18 protein-coding genes are annotated in these 18,193 nt (G+C 61.3%); 3 read left to right on the top strand and 15 right to left on the bottom strand.

Translation table 11 applies throughout. The features are described 5' to 3' along the window. Nucleotides 1-375 precede the first annotated feature (375 nt). On the top strand, nt 376-2,328 hold the full coding sequence (locus tag AC6CIA_RS07600; RefSeq protein ID WP_498311510.1) for a hybrid sensor histidine kinase/response regulator: 1,953 nt from the start codon (nt 376-378) through the stop codon (nt 2,326-2,328). 121 nt (nt 2,329-2,449) lie between these two features. On the opposite strand, the gene AC6CIA_RS07595 is transcribed toward AC6CIA_RS07600, so the two are convergent. The 12 genes from AC6CIA_RS07595 to AC6CIA_RS07540 all read right to left on the bottom strand — a co-directional run bounded on the left by AC6CIA_RS07595 (nt 2,450) and on the right by AC6CIA_RS07540 (nt 11,717). Next, nucleotides 2,450-3,274 carry a DUF4198 domain-containing protein gene (locus AC6CIA_RS07595; protein WP_498311330.1) on the bottom strand — a complete coding sequence of 275 codons (825 nt, stop codon included), beginning with the start codon at nt 3,272-3,274 and terminating at the stop codon, nt 2,450-2,452. Nucleotides 3,275-3,282: 8 nt separating this feature from the next. Continuing rightward, the gene (locus AC6CIA_RS07590) at nt 3,283-3,426 is read right to left on the bottom strand and encodes a hypothetical protein (RefSeq protein ID WP_339529856.1); all 144 of its coding nucleotides are present in this window, start codon (nt 3,424-3,426) and stop codon (nt 3,283-3,285) included. Nucleotides 3,427-3,636: 210 nt separating this feature from the next. Continuing rightward, nucleotides 3,637-4,632, bottom strand: coding sequence for a metal ABC transporter solute-binding protein, Zn/Mn family (locus tag AC6CIA_RS07585; protein WP_498311329.1), 996 nt, complete (start codon nt 4,630-4,632; stop codon nt 3,637-3,639). Further along, on the bottom strand, nt 4,629-5,534 hold the full coding sequence (locus tag AC6CIA_RS07580; protein ID WP_498311328.1) for a metal ABC transporter permease: 906 nt from the start codon (nt 5,532-5,534) through the stop codon (nt 4,629-4,631). The genes AC6CIA_RS07585 and AC6CIA_RS07580 overlap by 4 nt, the downstream gene beginning before the upstream one ends. Continuing rightward, nucleotides 5,531-6,229, bottom strand: a complete 699-nt coding sequence (locus AC6CIA_RS07575) for a metal ABC transporter ATP-binding protein (protein WP_498311327.1) — start codon at nt 6,227-6,229, stop codon at nt 5,531-5,533. The genes AC6CIA_RS07580 and AC6CIA_RS07575 overlap by 4 nt, the downstream gene beginning before the upstream one ends. After that, complete coding sequence (locus AC6CIA_RS07570; protein WP_498311326.1) at nt 6,226-7,158, bottom strand: metal ABC transporter solute-binding protein, Zn/Mn family; 933 nt, start codon at nt 7,156-7,158, stop codon at nt 6,226-6,228. Before AC6CIA_RS07570 ends, AC6CIA_RS07575 begins: the two co-directional genes overlap by 4 nt. Further along, the gene (locus tag AC6CIA_RS07565) at nt 7,155-7,832 is read right to left on the bottom strand and encodes a DUF6162 family protein (protein ID WP_498311325.1); all 678 of its coding nucleotides are present in this window, start codon (nt 7,830-7,832) and stop codon (nt 7,155-7,157) included. The genes AC6CIA_RS07570 and AC6CIA_RS07565 overlap by 4 nt, the downstream gene beginning before the upstream one ends. A gap of 89 nt (nt 7,833-7,921) precedes the next feature. After that, nucleotides 7,922-8,410: a DUF6644 family protein gene (locus AC6CIA_RS07560; protein ID WP_498311324.1), complete on the bottom strand. Its 489-nt coding sequence runs from the start codon at nt 8,408-8,410 to the stop codon at nt 7,922-7,924. A gap of 32 nt (nt 8,411-8,442) precedes the next feature. Then, nucleotides 8,443-8,931, bottom strand: coding sequence for a DUF6644 family protein (locus AC6CIA_RS07555; RefSeq protein ID WP_498311323.1), 489 nt, complete (start codon nt 8,929-8,931; stop codon nt 8,443-8,445). Nucleotides 8,932-8,952: 21 nt separating this feature from the next. Continuing rightward, complete coding sequence (locus tag AC6CIA_RS07550; RefSeq protein WP_498311322.1) at nt 8,953-10,461, bottom strand: alpha/beta hydrolase domain-containing protein; 1,509 nt, start codon at nt 10,459-10,461, stop codon at nt 8,953-8,955. 39 nt (nt 10,462-10,500) lie between these two features. Beyond that, a complete protein-coding gene (locus AC6CIA_RS07545) occupies nt 10,501-11,262 on the bottom strand; it encodes a hypothetical protein (RefSeq protein ID WP_498311321.1) in 762 nt (253 codons plus the stop codon). 62 nt (nt 11,263-11,324) lie between these two features. Beyond that, nucleotides 11,325-11,717: a DUF6152 family protein gene (locus tag AC6CIA_RS07540; protein WP_498311319.1), complete on the bottom strand. Its 393-nt coding sequence runs from the start codon at nt 11,715-11,717 to the stop codon at nt 11,325-11,327. A gap of 237 nt (nt 11,718-11,954) precedes the next feature. Between AC6CIA_RS07540 and AC6CIA_RS07535 the strand changes: the two genes are divergently transcribed. Then, a complete protein-coding gene (locus AC6CIA_RS07535) occupies nt 11,955-13,292 on the top strand; it encodes an alginate export family protein (RefSeq protein ID WP_498311318.1) in 1,338 nt (445 codons plus the stop codon). Between the two features lie 117 nt (nt 13,293-13,409). On the opposite strand, the gene AC6CIA_RS07530 is transcribed toward AC6CIA_RS07535, so the two are convergent. The 3 genes from AC6CIA_RS07530 to AC6CIA_RS07520 form a co-directional block, all read right to left on the bottom strand. Beyond that, entirely contained in the window at nt 13,410-13,973 is a 564-nt protein-coding gene (locus tag AC6CIA_RS07530; protein ID WP_498311317.1) for a cytochrome b, read from the bottom strand. Between the two features lie 106 nt (nt 13,974-14,079). Then, on the bottom strand, nt 14,080-15,534 hold the full coding sequence (locus AC6CIA_RS07525) for an aldehyde dehydrogenase family protein (protein WP_498311316.1): 1,455 nt from the start codon (nt 15,532-15,534) through the stop codon (nt 14,080-14,082). Between the two features lie 43 nt (nt 15,535-15,577). After that, complete coding sequence (locus tag AC6CIA_RS07520) at nt 15,578-16,954, bottom strand: aspartate aminotransferase family protein (protein WP_498311314.1); 1,377 nt, start codon at nt 16,952-16,954, stop codon at nt 15,578-15,580. Between the two features lie 216 nt (nt 16,955-17,170). Here AC6CIA_RS07520 and AC6CIA_RS07515 point away from each other — a divergent pair, with 216 nt between their 5' ends. After that, nucleotides 17,171-18,133: a helix-turn-helix domain-containing protein gene (locus tag AC6CIA_RS07515; RefSeq protein WP_498311313.1), complete on the top strand. Its 963-nt coding sequence runs from the start codon at nt 17,171-17,173 to the stop codon at nt 18,131-18,133. Nucleotides 18,134-18,193: the final 60 nt, after the last annotated feature.

Raw genomic sequence — 18,193 nt, 5'->3', positions numbered from 1 at the left:
ACGAAATCCGTGAGTATGTCTGTGGATAACCGTGCTGATGCCAAGTGGCCAAGGCGTTTTAGCCGGCGATCAAAAAATATACAGGTAGAGTGGCGGGCATCACGTCTCGCCGCTGGCCATTGAGCGTGAATAAAGGCTGGAAACCTAGATCACCTTGCATGTCTGTTCATTCGGTCGAAAAAATGGAGTATTTTTTGCGGAGCCTAGGGGCTGTCAGCTTTGCAGAATTGCTGGCGAGCCGCCTGAACACACCCGCAAACCGCGTGTCTGATGATGGTCAATCTGCAGAAGCCATTCAGATTAAGCTGGTTGGTGCGGAGGCTTTTTCGACATACTTCCGGATCGAATCACTCATTTTTGCTCGAGGCTGTCCTGATGCCATCCGCACCGACACAGGGGTCTTTCAATCAGGACGACCGGTATCGACTGCTCGTAGAAGCGGTGGTCGACTACGCCATCTATATGCTTGATGCGAATGGGTTAATTCGTAGCTGGAATCCAGGTGCCAGGCGGATTAAGCAGTACGATCAAAGTGAAGTACTGGGCAAGCATTTTTCGCTGTTTTACACCGCGGAAGATTTGGCATCGGATTTACCAAACCGAGCGCTCAAGAGCGCTGATGAGTCCGGACGCTTCGAAGGCGAAGGCTGGCGCGTCAGGAAGGACGGCACGCGTTTCTGGGCGTTGGTGATCATCGACCCGATACGCGCCGCCGATGGCACGCTGATAGGCTTCGCAAAAGTCACACGGGACCTGACCGAACGTAAGGCAGCGGAGCAGGCGCTACGCCAAAGCGAGCAGCAATTCAGTCTGCTTGTCCAAGGCGTGACCGACTACGCGCTCTATATGCTGGATGCCTCTGGCGTCATCACAACCTGGAACATGGGTGCCCAGCGCATCAAGGGTTATGAGCCCGCAGAAGTCATAGGGAAGCATTATTCAATGTTTTTCCAGCGTGAGGACGTAGACAACAAGGTCCCCCAGCGTGCCCTTGAAACGGTTATCAGAGAAGGGCGCTACGAGGGCCAGGGCTGGCGCTTGCGCAAAGACGGCACGAGTTTCCTGGCTCATGTCGTTATCGACCCGATCAAGAATGAGCTGGGCGAGTTCATTGGTTTCGCGAAGATCACCAGGGACGTTACCGAAAGCGTCCAGGCACAACAGGAGATCAAGGAAACCAGGGAAGCTTTATTCCACGCTCAGAAAATGGAGTCTCTGGGTCAGCTTACGGGCGGTATCGCGCATGATTTCAACAATCTCCTCATGGTGATCCTTGGAAGTCTTGAACTTGCCAAGAAGCATGTACCCCAGGACTCAAGAACCTATTCATTGCTCAATAACGCCATCGCTGGCGCCCAGCGGGGCACGTCGCTTACTCAGCGAATGCTGGCCTTTGCTCGTCGCCAGGAACTTGATCCGCAGCCGGTGGATGTGGGAAACCTGATCAGAAACATGTCCGACCTGCTGTCCCGTATGTTGGGGGTTGGCATCAGGGTAGACACCCAATTCCCGTTGGTCATGCACCCGGTGTTGGTCGACATGAGCCAACTGGAAATGGCCGTAATGAATCTGGTCATCAACGCCCGGGACGCAATGGACGGTCAGGGAAGGATTCTGATTTCGGCGCGGGAGGATTCGTTTCCCGACAGCCCGAATGCGTCAGAAAGGCTGATTTGCATCTCTGTCATCGACACCGGGCCCGGGATGAGTGAGGCAATCTTGCAACGGGCAATGGAGCCGTTTTTCACCACGAAAGGCGCAGGGAAAGGCACGGGGCTTGGCCTTTCGATGGTGCATGGCCTGGCTGCACAATCCCAAGGCCACTTTGTGTTGAAAAGTGCCCTCGGCGAAGGCACGACCGCAGAGCTTTGGCTGCCTGTGGCGGTGATGGATACCACGCAGTCAACGCAACTGGCATCAACCCCATACACGCCCGGTCCGCCCCATCAGCGAAGCCTCGACATTCTGCTGGTAGATGACGATCCGCTAGTGCTGATCAGCACTGGAGCGATGCTCGAAGACCTGGGGCATCATGTCGTTCCGGCGGCGGGCGGGCAGGATGCGTTGGCTTTGTTGACGCAAGGCGAGCACTTCGACCTGGTTATCACGGACATGGCAATGCCGGACATGACGGGGATTGAACTTGCCAACAAGATCGAGCCGCTGTTTCCTGAACTTCCTATCATTCTTTCCTCAGGATTTGCGGAAATTTCTCTCGATCTCAAATCCACATTGACGCGATTGCCAAAACCATTTGACCAGTCCGCATTGGCGAAGGTTATCGCCGGAACCATGCGGGCCAGGATGGAAAAGCAAGGCAACCCGTGATTGATTGCCAAGCCGGGTTTGCCGGACCTGGTCCACACGCAGGAGGTCTCATGCGACCTGCGATTCAGCCCGCGGGTTCTGTCGTATGCAAGATGCCGTGATCGGCAATAGCCGTTTGGTGTCATTGCATATCCCTGGCCTGCACCCACAGCACGGCGTCCTGCGACAGGGGCTTGCCCTTATGGGTTTTCGTTGCACCGATGTTGAGCGCTGCGATGCCCCACCAGCCGGCCCGAGGCAGTCCGATGGTCACGATGCCTGCGGAATCCGCGTAGGTGCTCAGGGTTTTGAAGGAGGCTTGAGGTGCCGTTACATATTCTTGCTGGCCGAAGGCGTTTTTCTCGATATCGACGGAATGGTTGAGGTATTCGATTTCGAACTCTGCGAACGGAACGGGCTTGCCGTCGGCCAGCACCACGGCGCGGAACACTCCGCCCGTCCAGTTTGCATAAGGCTTGCTGAGGGGTTGGATCTCAACCGGCAATCCCTGCGGTTCGGCCCAGTTGCCGGGTACGCCGCCGACGTTCATCACCAACTTGGTGAATTGCTGGATGTACAGGCCTTCCTCGGCTTCCAGGTAGGGCTCGGGTTCGAGTACGAAAATATGGTCGCCCAGCGCGCGCATCAACTCCCGTGGAATTGACGCGCGATAGGCGGTCGCTCGGTTCTCGCGGCTCTGCCATTCGACCGGGCGCAAGTATTGGCGCAGATCGGTTTTCCCGCCGTTCTGCGAGGTGGTATGGCTGAAGCTGCGGGGTTCATCCATGACCAGGGTGGGGCCGCCGGAGAAGGGGTGCGTGAACACTAGCGCGAACTCCAGTTTTTCCGCGCGCTGCAACGCCGTATCCTTGAGGTAGATCATCTGGAAATGGGCCTGCGCCGGGCCGGTCAGGCAGATGAGCGACGCCGCGGCAACGGCTTGGAGCAGTCTTGGTTTGATCGCCATGGTTGGTTTCACCTTGTAATGTCGGAGGACTGGATCGTGACGTCATGCCCGTTGCCCCCGAGGAACACCACGGAGTAGGTGTCGGCGGGCGGCTGGAAGCTGTAAGTGTTGTCCTCGCCGACATTGCCTTCGAGCAACACTTTGTCGCTCATGTCTCGGACATGGATCTTTCGGCCCGCGGCTGAGCTACCGTCGGTAAAACCCGCCTCGCACTTCACCCCGTCATCGCGTTCGATGTAGCAGTCGAAAACGGGGGCATGGGCCAAGGCTGCCTGGCAGAACAAAAGGGCGCCTGCCAGTGTTATCCGATGTGCTGATCCTATCGGTTTCATAAGGTCTTCGGTCTCCACCGTCGAGGTTGATCATTGACCGGGCGAATGGCCATCGTCGTTCGTATGACCGTTGTCAGCCGCGGCGAAGGCTGCCAGCAAGGCTTCCAGGTTCGAGCGCAGGAGTGCGTCGTATCCGCTGGCCGCGTCGGCGAGTATTCCCGGGTTGCCGGTATCCAGAATCAGCAGCCGTGCGCCTGCGTCCTGGATGGCCTGGGCGATCTTGGCGTCCGGCGCCCATTTATGGACCACCACGCGGATGTCCCGCTCGCGCAGGTATCGGGTCAGCGCGGCGCGGTCAGCCTCGCTCCATTCGATGTCCTGGCGCACGAACCAGCCGTCGACGAAGATCCCGAACTCGCCGAACAGGTAAATGAACTCATTGGCCAGCGACAGCACGCGCGGATCCGCCAGCTCCACCAGCCGGGCACCGTAGTCGGCCTTGATCCGGCGCAAGCGGCCTTCGAGGGTGGCGAGGTTGCGCTCCATGCGCGGCGCATCGGCAGGGGACAGGCGTGCCAGGTCGGCCGCGATAAGCGCCGACATGCGCATGGCGTTGATGGGGCCGAGCCAGGCGTAGGGCGACAAGCCCGTATCGACATCGCGCGTGACGGCCCAGGGAACGTCGTTCGAGGGTACGCGAACCACGGCTACGCCGGGCTTGATGCTGTCCCATGAGCGCGAGGCATCGATCTCGATGATCCGCAGATTGTGTCGACGTGCCGTCGCAAACAGCGGGTCCGCGCGCCACAGGCTGCCCAGGGTGACCACCGCGTCGGCGTGCTGGAACACGGCGGCATCCAGGCGCGACAATGCGTTGGCCTGGCTTTCCATGGGCACGGCGCCATCCGGGGGAAGACGCACGGCGTCGATATGGGTGCCCTCGCTGAGCGCCGCGGTCAGCGCATACACCGACGGCAGGGCGACAAGTACCCGTTGCCTGGCGGAATCCGCGAAGGCAGACAGCTGGCCGCCCAACAGCAGGGCCAGTATCGCCAGCCAGGATCGATGTGACCAACGCGCCTTCATAGGCTGGCACCTCTGAAGCGGGACGCGGTGGCGCGGATGACGGTAGTCGCGACGAACACCAACGCGGCGACTATCACGATTGCGCCACCTGTCGGCACCGGTAGGTGAAATTGCATGGGGGCCAGGATGCCGATCACGCAGGAAAACGTCGCAATCAGCATCGCGAGCGCGACCAGCCCCGGGAGTGAACGGCTGACGTTGCGTGCCGCCGCCGCCGGTATCAGCAGCAGGGCTTCGACGAGCACCGCGCCGATGATCTTCAGGCAGGCCACCGTCACCAAGGTCACCAGTACGACGAACAAGTATTCAACGGCGCGCACCGGCACGCCGCGAGCCTGCGCCAGGCTGGGATTGAGGCTGGCCAGCAGCATGCCGTTGTACAGTGGCAGCCCGACGAGCGCGCACACCACCGAGACGCCCAGCAGCACGTTCATGTCGGTGTAGTCCACCGCCAGGATGGAGCCGAACAGCACGCTTTCCATCACGTGGGTATTGATCTTTGCCGACACGAACAGCAGCAACGAGGCCCCGACCGCCAGGGAGATAGACAGGAACACGCCGATCAGCGTGTCGTTGGACAACGTCGTGCGGTGTTGCGTGTACTTCAGGGTCAGGGCGAACAGCAGGCAGAAGCCGAACATCGACAGATAGGGGGAGGTGTAGGATTCGCCGATCAGCACGCCAATCGCAACGCCGGTCATCGCCGCATTGCCGACGGACTGGCTGAAAAACGCCATGCGCTTGATCATCACCATCGAGCCCAGCACCCCCAGCAAGGGGCCGATGAGCAGTGCGCAGAGCAGCGCATTGATCACGAACTCGTACTCGAACGGTTGCGGCAGAATGTGTCTCGCGGCGAGCGCCTGGAGGTGGTCGCGAATGAAGTCGTACAGGGCGTTCATCGGATGTCCTCCAGTTGACCGGCGACCTGGTCGAGGGAGCCGTGGAACAGCACCCGCCGGTTGATCGCGGTCACGGATTGCGCGACGCGCCTGACCTGCTCGAGGTCGTGATTGATCCAGAGAATGGTGACGCCGCGGCCGTGCAGTTCGGCCACCAGCGCTTCCACCAGGCGCACACCCGGCTCATCGATACCCGCGGTAGGTTCATCGAGGATCAGCAGCCAGGGCGCCGGGCTGATCGCCTGGGCCAGCAGCACGCGCTGGCGCTGGCCTCCGGACAAGCTACCGAAGGGTTTTCCGCCCATGCCGGCAACCCCGGTACGTTCCAGGGCTTCGGCATAGGCCGTCCTGGCGGAGCGGTTCGAACCGAGGAAGGCCGGCCTGCGTTGACCGAGAAGGGCCATGACATCCTTGACCGTCATCGGCACGTTGCGGTCGAAGTCCGGCAATTGCGGGACATACCCCACCGGCCCTGTGACCTCGCCCTCGAAGCGGATGGCCCCCGAATGCGGCATTTGTCCCAGCAGCGCGCGCACCAGCGAGGTCTTGCCGCCGCCGTTCGGGCCTACCAGGCAGTGCAGCGCGCCGGCTTCCACGCGAAAGCTCACCGCGTCGAGCACGGGCGCACCTCCCAGTTGCAGTGAGACGTTATCAAACACTACGGCGGGTCCGCGCATCGCTGCGTTCTTATTCATTGCTGCGTAAACTCGACGGCCGCGGCCAAGGTCTCGAGGTTTTCACGCATTGCCACCTCGAATTCGTCCGCGTTGTAGGCGCTGCCGGTGATGTGCGATAGCGCGAAGACCTTCACGCCGGTGGCGGCCTCGATAGGTTTGGCCAAGTCGATGGAGAAGTTTTTCTCGGCGAACAGCACGCGCACATTGGCCTTCTTGATTGCTTCGATGGTGTTGGCCAACTGGCGCGCAGTCGGCGCGACGCCATGGCGCGGCTCAATGACCGCGCTCACAAACAGGCCGAACTCCTGCATCAGGTAGTCGTAGCCGGCGTGCGTTGTGGCGCAGCGGAATGAAGACAGATCCAGCACGGCGAAGCGGGTCATGAAACGAGCCCGTAGTGCCCGGATGCGCGCGGCATACGCCAGCGCGTTGTGTCGATACGCACCAGCGTTGTCCGGGTCCAGCTCGCCCAACCGGCGAGTGATCTCGAATACCTGTTGTATCGCTGCCGTGGTGGATACAAAGGTATGGGGGTTGGCCACCTTGGCGTCGCCCTGGTCGCCGCCGACAGGAATGAGCGCAACCGAGGCATTGGCCTGGATGAGCGGCAGTGTCGCCCCGCGGCCGGCGGCCTTGATGATCTCGAAGGCCCATTCATCGTGTCCGATGCCGTTGACTACCAAGGCATCGAGACTCATCGCGCGCGTGATGTCGTCGGCGTGCGGCTGGTAATTATGCGGATTCGCCTCCCCCGGAATGAGTGCAACGACCTCGGCCCGATCACCGACGATGTTTGCCACGAAGCTGTAGTAGGGATGCAGTGTGACGCCGACTTTGAGTTTCTTGTTCACGGCGTGCGCCTGTCCGGCGAGTATGATGGAGGGGATCAGCAGCAGAAGCGCGATGCAGCGGCGCCGCCGTGTGCGGTGGTTTACGGAAGCGGTCATGGCTGAGTTCCTTTTACGCGTTCGACTTCGCTGGCGCCGTCGTAAGGGATGACCTGGCGCCAGCCTTTGCCAACCAGCGATTCGGGCTTGACGATGCCAGGGTAGGGCGCGTTCGGGTCGGCGTGGACCCAGATCGTCGCCTGGTTGGCCCACATGACACCGGCATGTGCATGCCCGATGATGAGCAGGTAGGCGCTCTGGCCCGGCACGCGGCCGGCAGTTCCGTAGTAGACCGTAGCGCCCTGGCCCTGGGTGCCTTGCGACACTTCGTTGGCTGTCTGGCCCGTTGGGGCGACAGTCGTGTCGACTGATTCGTCGACTGGAGAAGCATGGGGCTGGTGGGCGCCAGGCAGAATCAATTGCCAGTGCACCTCGCCATTGGTCTTCCAGAATGCGTCTTGGTAGAAGGGGGGGAGCACGATCTTCTGGGCCTGCTCCAGCGTGATCCAGCCGCCGGTATCGTTGTTGAACCAGATAATTTCTTCTCCGGCAGGCAACAGCGCGCTATGTATGGCTTGATCGGTCGGGCCCAGGCCATCGAAGGACCGCACCTGCCAGCTCAAGGGGGGCGGAGGGCCGGCTTTCTGTGGGCGTAGCATCACATAACCGCTCACGCTGGCGATGACGGCCAAGGCCACCAGCAGCATGACCAGTGATTCCCAGCGGCCGGACACCGGGCGCACAACCTTGATTGCGCCGTCTGGGGCATCGCCCGGCATATCCGCGGGAGGTGGGCGATGCCCACTTGGCGAGAGGCGAGCCATTAGAAAAACGCGATCCAGCGGCCGAGGACTACCGCGCCCGTCCACAATGCCAACGAGCTGAAGCCGGCGACGCGCGCTCGGTTGGGGGGCGGTAGCGTCGTGTCCCATTCGTCGATGCGGCGAAAGGCGCCGAGGTGGAATATCCCCATGTTGAATCCCGCCAGCGCCAGCAGGCCCATCTTCCACCAGAAAACCGGGTTGTTTGCATAGGTGATGGCATTGGCGGAGAACATCAACGCGCCGGTGATGACGCAAGCCGCGAAGGCGACCCAGGTGTACGGCAGCAATTCCTGAATCAGCCGTAGCGCGCTTTTGCGATGGGAGGCAATGCCGAGCAGACGCAAGTCCACCACCGCAATGGTTCCGAGGACCAAGGCGATTCCGATTACATGCACCGATTCCAGGGTCGGGAAAGCGGACTCCGACTCACGGATCAAGATGGCGGCAGAGGTTGCCTCGATGGCTTGCAGTGTTGATTGAATATCCATGGCGTACACCTGAGAGCTTTGGTTGAAAACGCTTAGATCGCGTAGGCGATCCAGCGACCGCAGATGATCACGACGCACCACAAAGCGATCGACAGCCAGGCGAGCGCCTTGATCTGCGGATTAACCTCATCGGGTTGGTCAGGGCCGGCTGGCCGCAGCAAGGGACGACGGACCATCCAGGCCAGGCTGAACACCCCCATGACCAGAGCCATCTTCAGCCAGAACGTCGAGTTGACGAGCACGCGGTCCGGCTCGCCGATGATCATGACCAGCCCCGTGGCGAGAAGGACGATGAGCGCGTTGCGCATCCACGGGTAGTAACGGCGAACCACGCCGCGCACGGGCACGTCGGTGGCGATCACACCTGCCAGCCGCAGGTCGGAGATGACGGCGGAGCCGAAGATCACCGCGATGGCCAGGATATGTATGCTCTGGACCGAGGGCACGACCCAGAGCATGTCCCGGATGGCGGTGCTCAACGGTGACGCGTAGATCCAGGCAATAATGAGTTCCGATGACATCTGTGTTTCTCCCGCATTGGGTTAGAAGTCTTGAGGTTTTGCGATCGAACGCAGGCCCACCGCGTCTTCTGGAAGCAGATACCCTTCCTTGATCGAAACGTTTTTGGCCTCTTCGAATGCCTGTTCGTAGTGGCTGAAGCTGCCATAGCGCTGGCGAAGCGCGTCCTTGGAATAAGCCACCTTGGTGTCGTAGATCAGGCCGCAGCCGGTCTCCTGTTCCGTGAGGTAGGTCGCGCTTGGCACCTGGACCCACGGCGGGCGGACGCCCCCTTGCAGGTTGCCGGTAGCGGGGTCGCGCACGGCGGCCTTGCCTTCGCGTGCGACCCGTGGGGCCTTCGGCATGGGCGTGGCCTCGCGTACCCATCGGTCCATGCCATCCAGGAGCGCCGAAACCACCAGTTCCGCCGGTTCGTCGTACAGCGTCCGGCACCGAGGATCGTCGCCCTTGCCGATGTCGGCAGCGAGCTGTTCGGTATGCTCCGTACCGAGGTCGGCCAGCCGCAGGTGCGGCATGCCGGTCACTTCGTAATAACGAACCTGCGGGCTGTCGGTGTCCGGCGGCAGGTTGATGCCTTCGATCACGTCGTGCATCACTTCGGACTGGCTGTAGACGGTCACGAACGGCACGCCGTCGGGCATTTGCCGCGGCAGCCGGATGACGTCACCGCCCACCTCGCCATAGGCCATGCGGCCCGTCATATAGGCATCGATCAGCGGGCTTGCGTCGGGCATGCGCCATTGCTGGTGCCGTCCCTGGTCGAGGTAGTCCATCCAGACTTGCGCGGTCACGGCCCAGCTATTGACATAGACGCGTCGCACATCGAGTCCTGCCAACGGGCTTTGCGCCGCATTGGTCTTCAGCAGCAACGCCAGCTGTGCCGCGATGCCCTGGGATTGTGGGGCGAACGGATCGGGGCCGTTCCCGCGGGTGAAGCGTTCCGGGTCGTAATAGGTGCCCAGCGGCGCATAGCGTGCATAGTCGAAGCGGCGCATAAAGTCGAAGTTCACGATCCGTCCGTACTGAGCGATCGCCTCGGCCTCGGCGGTCGGGTTGTCCGAGATGAACTTGGGGTCGACTGCCGGCGTGTTGATGCTTAGCGTGTACCCGATGTACGCATAGCCGCGCCGCAGCAAATAGTCCCGGGTCAGAATCCATCCGGCGCCGCGTTCGCCGAACCAACTGAACGGCTCGATCACGACCGTGCCATTGAAGCGCGCGGGATCCGCCGGCTTGCGAACCAGAATGCGTGTGGTGTAAGGCGCCTCGAAGAGGTTTTTGCCCGCGGCGGTTATGGCCGGGGCGACGCCTTGCAGGTAAAACTCCTCCTCGACGTAGCCGTACTTGTCCAGGTCGCTGTATTCGGTACCCGGGCGTTTCGCCGATGAGAGCGCTGGTTTTCCGGACGCCGGCACCGCGATGGCCGTGGGCATGCGGGGCACCTGCGCGAACGTGTTCGACGTGAGCATCAGCGACAGAATGGCGCCTTGTATCAGCGGTCGCAGGACGTCGAATGTTGTCAGTCGTTCCATCCGGTCGAACTCCAAGTGGTTATCGAGGGGGACGTGGTTTCAGTCGCGGCTGAGGCTCGCTTTCCCCTCGCTGTCGATCACGATCTGATTGTTCTCGCAGACGTACTCTTGAATGCCGTAGTCGGAACGCTTGTAGTCGAAGGTGAAGCGATAGGGGGTGTTGAGCACCTGCGGGTCCTCGATCACGACCTGGTTCTCCAAGTGATCCGGTCCCCGTAGCCTGATGCGTTCCGTGATCTTCATGTCCTGACCATGCGGCACGTCGTAGAACGTCACGTCGGTTCGCACGCCTTGTGTTTCCACGACGAGCGTGTCGCCTTCCCAGCGCCCGCGTGAATGGCCCTGATAGGCAGGGTCCAGCGCCTCCTTCGCAGGCATGGCTTTGTCCAGGAGGATTCGGCGTACCTGCTGGAGATATTCGCCGAGGACGACCACTTGCTTGTCATCGTGAATGATCTGGATCGGAAAGAGCGCCGCCATCAACGTTGGCATTCCCTCGGGCAGGCACCTGGCGCTCGTTGTGGCCAGTGGCGTCCCGGCTTCGTTCGCTGCGGCTTGCCTCTTCTGCAGCGCGGTGTATTGGCTGGCATAGGGCTCTTTCAGGTCCATGGGGCCGCCCGGGTGCACCGGATCGTCCGGGTCCTCGCCGAACCAGTTGTCCGGGGTTCTTTCCCAGGTTCCGCTGATGTCGGGACGTGTGCCCTGGGCTTTCGACGTTGTCGCGATGCTCATCCCTGCGTGGGTCATGAGGATGATGCTCAGGAAGATCATTGCCGGGTTTAAGGTTCGTGTCGGTTTCATTGAAGCGTCTCCATCCCGTGGGGCTGTTCAGTTGGGTACTGATGAAGCAGGGAAGGGCGTTCTCATCCACCACCCGAGAGCACGACATCACCGATCTTGATCTCCACGAGCAGCCCTCCTGGCTCACCGTTTTTTAGCGGTTTGAAGGAGATCTCCGCGTTCTCGCCGGCCTTGATCGAGTCAGCTCTCCAGCCCATGCGCTTCAACGCGTTGACGCTGCCAGTCTCGATCTTGAATCGCTGGGGCGGCGAGCCGGGGGTATCGAGGTAAATCGCGACGTGAGGATTGGTCCACGCAAAACGCTCAACGACACCCTTGAGCGTGATCGTTTTGGTTTGGTCGAAAATCGCGAAGGAATGGTGGGCAGCGACCACCGATGGCAGGGCGCTGCAGGCGACGATGGTCAGCAGGCAAAGCCCCTGGCGTAACAGCGGGGAGCGTGACAAAGGGGTCATGACGGTGCCTCGGTTCTTATGCGTTCTTATGGGCCGAGCATAGGGCGGGTGCGTTCGGAGGCCATAGCCCAAAACGGCAACCATTCAAGACTCTGGAAAAATTCTGCAGCGGGGGACATATCGCGCGACGGCGATGGCGGCCAACCTCTTGCAAGTGCTGATTTGGGTTACCGCATGCGCAGCCCAGGCCGAAACACTCGTGGCTCGCCTCATAAATATAAAAACAGGAGAGACGTCATGCGCACCCCCCATTACGCCCCATTACTTTCACTGGTTGCACTCTGCACCTTTGAGCCGCAGGCACACGGTTACGAGCTCTACAACGAAAGTGATGGTGGAACCGTCCTGAACGCCGAGCTGTGGGCGGGGTTCGGCTGGTTCGGCACCGACAAGAACTACCTCGCCGATCCGCAGAGAGCGCCCGGCACGATGCGATGGCAAGAAGGCTTTGCCAAGTATGGTGTCAGCGGCACGACGGATAAGATCGATGCCGGCTCGATCTACGGCGGATTCAGCTTGATCAGCACGGGGTCATGGGGGGATGGGGATGCGGGAGCGGTCACCGCCGGAAATGAAAGAAGAACGGCGGTGGAAGATGCCTACCTGGGTTGGAAGTCAGGTGATCTGATTCCTGCCCTGGGCATGGACGGCGTTGATTTCTCTTTTGGCCGGCAGCTCGTTTCGGTGGACGGTTTCCTGATCACCGACGATGGGTTCGCCCCCGGGAAGTCCTTCAGCCCCATCCAAGGCGTTGCGGATGGCCGATTCGATCGCGGTGGCGCCTTTTACCTTGGCCCGCGCTTGGCGTTTGGGAATACGGCAGTCTTGAAACTGGGGGGGACGGAAGGCCTTCACGGTAGCCTGATGTGGCTGAAATCGGATAACCCCGGACAGTCCGAGACCGAAGTGGCTGCCGCCACGCTCGACTACACGACGCCCCTCGGCTCGATTGGTTCGACGTACGTGCGCGGCCTGGATGTCAACGAGCGTTACGCCTTTGGTGATCGGTTTGAGCGCAAGGGCATGAACCTCTACAGCATTCGTGGACAGGGCAACGCGGGTATCGAAAATGCCGACTTCGCGTTCGAGGTGGCACGTCAGGAAAAACGTTCGGGGTCGCCGCGGGCGCTGTTCTTCGACGCAGGCTACACCTTCGCCGAGATCAAATGGCAACCGACGGTGAGCTATCGATATGCGCGCTATGCCAAAGGTTGGGACTTTCTGTTCCAGGGAGGCTACCGCAAACGCTACCAGGGTGAAATCGCCGCGAATTACGCCGGCTCGGTGACCTCGAACATGCAGATCAACGACGTGCTCTTTTCGGTTCAACCGACCGACAAGTTGACCGTTAACGCGATGTTCTTCGACTACCACCAGCTCTCTGATCGGCAGGCGCAGGACTTCAGCGCGCGCGAGGTCGACCTTTATCTGGATTGGATGATGACGGACAACATCACACTGTCGCCGCTCATCGGGTTCTATAAACCTGATAAGTGGCTGGGGAACGGTGGCCTGCAGAGTGGGAGCGCATCAACGAATACTTACTTCCAGTTCATCGTGTGGGTGACTTTCTGACTTGACCAGGGGCGCCACCCGAGGTGGCGCATGCCGGCATGACGGGCAACATCGCATAAGGCGAGCGTTACCGGGTCCCTCCGGTCAAAACCATGAAGGCGCCCACGCCTTGTCCAGTCAGAGCATGCGGCGCAAGACGTTATTCCGAGGGTCGGGGTCGAAGAAGCGGTGCTTGAGGGCGCCCGCGACATGCAACAGAATCAGTCCGAGCAGGGCATAGGCGAGCACTTTGTGTAGCCATTGGAAGATGACGAACCAATCGTCATTTTTCGCCAGGAGCTCCGGGAGGTTCACCCCAAAAAAGAAAACCCCGTCGCTCATGGTGTAGGTGCTCGACATCGAATACCCCATCAACGGCACTATCACGATAAGTGCGTACATGGCCCGTTGCACAAGTTGGGACAACAACCGTTCATGCCCGGCCAGCGTTTGCAGCGGCTTCGGCAGCGCCGGGCTCCGCCAGCGCAGGGCGATCTGAACCAGGACCACCAGTAACGCCAACACCCCAAAGGATTTGTGCCATGGGTAATAGAGTTCGTATTTGTTCGCCACTTCATCATCCAGCCCGGTCATATGCCAACCTGCCCAGAGCAGGCCTGCTATGAGGGCGGCGCGTACCCAGTGCAAAATTCGCAGGGACGTCGGATACCTATCAATTGTCTCTTGATTTGCCGGGTTCATCGTAGTCTCTCCAGTGATCCATCAAAAGCATCAAGCACTGCACGCTTGAGTGGTCACCCTCTACGACAAGGCGTCGAGGGTGGTTCGGTCAGTGCGGGGACTGTTCTCAGGTGGGCAGCAGCACGGTGATGACCTTTTCCTCGGTATAGGCCAGCGCGCCGCCAAACCCGCCTTCACGGCCAATGCCGCTGGTCTTGACTCCGCCCCAGGGCAGGTTGGCGTCCAGCGGGCTCCAGCAGTTGATGCCCACGGCGCCGACCTTCACCGCAGCGGCTACGCGGTGCGCTCGCGCCAGGTCGGTCGTCCAGACCGTGGCCGCCAGGCCGTAGGTGGAATCGTTGGCCAGGGCGACAGCCTCGTCTTCGCTGTCGAAAGTGATCAGCGTGCCGACCGGACCGAAGATCTCGTCTCGGGCGATTGCCATGTCATTGCGGGCGTTGGCGAAGATCGTCGGCCGCACAAACCAGCCCTGCTCAGGGTTCGATACACCGCCGGCCAGGAGCGAGGCGCCTTGTTCGATGCCCAGTTGGATGTAGCGGTTAACGCGCTCGAATTGGGCTTTCTTGGCCACCGGGCCCATCTGTACGTCGGGTAGCCGAGGGTCACCCACCTTGACCGCTTGCGCGGCGTCGGCAAGCGCCGCAGCGAAGCGATCGGCGATGCTGCGTTGTACCAGGATGCGCGAGCCGGCGGCACAGACCTGACCCTGGTTGACGAACAGGCCGAGCGCGCAGCCGCGCAGTGCATCGTCGAAGGGCGCATCGTCGAAGATAATCTGCGGGCTCTTGCCGCCCAGCTCCAGTGCCACGCGCTTGAACAGCACCCCGGCGGTGCGCTGGATCTCGCGTCCGGCCTCGGGGCTGCCGGTGAAGCTGATCTTGGCGACGTGCGGGTGTTCGCACAAGGCACGACCCACCTCTTCGCCGTAGCCGGTGACCACATTGATCACGCCGTCAGGGAAGCCCGCCTCCTGAGCCAGCGCCGCCAGGTGCAGGGCAGATTGCGGCGTCTCCTCCGACGGTTTGATGACCACGGTGCAGCCTGCTGCCAGTAAAGCGGCGAGCTTCCAGACCGTGATCATCAGCGGTGAGTTCCAGGGAACGATGGCGCCGACTACGCCCACCGGCTCGCGTACCGTATACGAAAGGGTCTGGGTGCCGAAGTAGCCGCCGGTGGGAATGGTCCGGCCTTCGAGCTGGTTGGCCCAGCCAGCGGAGGCGCGCAGGTTGGCGACCGCGTTGGGCAGGTCCATCCGGCGCGGTTCGAGCGGTGAGCGACCGATGGCGTTGGCGTCCAGATCGGCCAGTAATTCTGTATCGCGCTCGACCAAGTCAGCCAGTTTTGACAGCAGTCGGCCGCGTTGGGCGCCGTCAAGCTGGCTCCAGGCGCCACCCTCGAGTTGGCTGAACGCCGCCGCCACTGCGCGGTCCACGTCCTCAGCCGTGCCGCGCGCGGAGCTACCGTACACCTGTTCTGTCACGGGGTTGACGAGGGCTATGCGACGGCCGTCGGAGGCTTCGAAGAACGTGCCGGCGATGAAGTGATTCAGGTGCTGAGTCATTTTAGGGTCCATGAGTGATGTGAAGGGGGCGGCTATACACACCTCATGCCTTGAGGGAGGCCAGGGCATCGCCGAAGATGTCCAGTGCCTTGAAGAACAGCGAGCGTGAGATAGTCAGCGAGGGCATGACACGCATTACGTTGCTGTAGCGCCCGCAAGGAATCATCAGTACGCCGTGGTTCAGCAAATAGCCCATGAGTTGGCCAATCTTTTGCGGTTCCAGGGGCGCCTTGGTGACCGGGTCTTCGACCAGCTCGATACCGATCATCAGGCCGCGACCGCGTACCTCGCCAACGAATGGGCTGGCGAAACCACGGATACGCTCCTGCGCCTCGATCCCCAGCGCGTGAGCGCGATTGAGCAGATCGAGCTCTGGATCCTGCAAGATACCGATGTTGGTCAGGGCCACTGCCGCGGACAACGAGTTGGCGGCGAAGGTGTTGGGCATCGATCCGTCAGGAATCGCGGCCGCCAGGTCCGAACGCATGATCAGGCCCGCCATCGGCAGGTCGCTGCCGATACCCTTGCCGAAGGTGAGCATGTCGGGTTTTACGCCCGAGTGCTCGACCGCCCACATCTTGCCGGTGCGCCCGGCGCCGGACTGCACTTCATCGACGATCAGCAGCGTACCGCTGCGATCGCAAGCCTTGCGCAAAAGCTGCAGGAACTCTGGCGAGGGCGGCACATAACCACCTTCGCCTTGCACCGGCTCCACGATCACTGCGGCCACGTCATCGGCGGCGGTGTAGGGGGTGTTCAGCAGGTAGTCCACGTACTCGCCGGCGATCTGCTCGGCGCTTTTGTGCGTGGTGTCGAAGGGAAAACGGTAGGCATAAGGGTAGGGGGCGTGAATGACGCCACCCATCTGGGCACCGTAGCCCTTGCGGTAGGCCGTGCCTGTCGTCAGGGATCCCGAGGCATTCCATACGCCGTGGTAGCCGCCGTGGAACGCGATGATCTGGTGCCGCCCGGTGATGCGTTTGGCGAACTTGATGGCGGCCTCCAGCGCATCGCTGCCGCTTTGCGTGAAGAAAGTGATGCAGTCCCCGCGCAAGCCGTCGGGCGCGATTTCGGAGAGCTTGGCGGCCAGTTCGGTGCGCCGGGTACTGTTGACTTCCAAGGCATGCATCAGTACCTCGGACTGTTCGCGGATGGCCTGCACCACTTTCGGGTGGCAGCGGCCTACGCTGCTGACGCCGACGCCAGCGGACAGGTCAATATAGGTGTTGCCATCCGGGTCCATGAAGGTCGCGCCGAAGGCGCGGTCCATGGCCACCGGCATGCGCCCGCCGCCGCGCGCCATCGACTCGGTACGCGCTGACAAGGCCAGGGCCTCGGTAGTCCTGGGGCCGGGAAGGGAACTGGAGGTAATCCGCGGGGCATCCGCGAAATGCAGGGATTCTAGTTTGGACTCACTCATGACGAACACTCTGGATGGCGATTTTCAGTGTGCCGATCATTCTCATGGAGTGTTCCTGACCGTTAGCCCGAATCGGCAAATAGGTGAACCGGTCCGCCCGCCGGTTCCGACAAATGGAGGTTTTGAGAAGCAATTTTGCAGAATTTGATCTATGTGAGAATATCGCAAGTAAATGCGCGCTAAAAACAAGAATATTGGCAGAGGCTTTCGCACATTATGAGAAATCACCAGGTCACCCATTTTCGCGATATCCATCTTCATGCGGCCACCGTCCAGGAGTGGAGCCAGGACTACAGCCAGTTAACCGCCGGCCTGGCCGAGAGTTCGCTGATGCAGTTGACCACTGCGCGTTGCCACGTGTTTCGCGAGCAGATCAACCAGCGGGTGGTGCAGCACGGTGTGGCGCCGCGAGGCAAGATGTGCTTTGCCGTGCCGATCAGCGTCCCGGGCTCGACGCGCATGCAGGGTCGCGAGGTGGACAACAGCAGCCTGTTCTTTCTGCAGGGTGGTGAGGAGTTCATGTTCCATATGCCGATGGGGATGGAGCTGCTGTCCGTCACCTTCGAGCGCGAATGGTTCGAGCAGGTGCTGGCGCAAACGGCGACGGCCAGGGATATCAGCCAGTTGCTGCGCCAGCCCGTGATCCGGGTGTCCGCGCAGCGCTTCGCCCAGGCTCGACGTCGATTGCTGGCGGTACTCGCCCTGGCCGTTGTCGACGACGAACTCGACAGCGTGCGCGAGCAGGGGCTGGAACAGGCCATGCTCGGTGAGTTGTTGCAACTGCTCAGCGACCCGGCCTGCGACAAGCACCAGCGCAGTCCGAGTTCAACGCGCAGCTTCATTGTCGAAAAATGCCACCGGCTGACGACTGCCGAGATGATCAACGTGCCCAGTGTGATCGAGTTGTGCCAGCGCCTCCAGGTGAGTCGACGCACCGTGCAGAACAGCTTCCGCTCGGTGGCCGAGACCACACCGCTGAACTACTTGCGCTCGGTCCGACTCAACGGTGTGCGCCGCGCCTTGATGGCCACCCCCGCGTCCCATCTCTCGATTGGCGATGCCGCCGCCCAATGGGGCTTCTACCATCTCAGCCATTTCGCCGAGGAGTACCACGCGCTGTTTGCAGAGTTGCCTTCCCAAACCGCCCGCGCTGCCATCCCCGATTGCGCGCACGCCTGAACATCAGCCCGCTGTATCCGGCGTCGCGGCGTCGAGCGTCGACGAAAAGCAGCGGGTCAT

This window comes from Pseudomonas sp. GQ91, from assembly GCF_059758795.1.
Note: the sequence above shows the minus strand (reverse complement) of the source record. Positions and strands in the feature narration are given on the sequence as shown.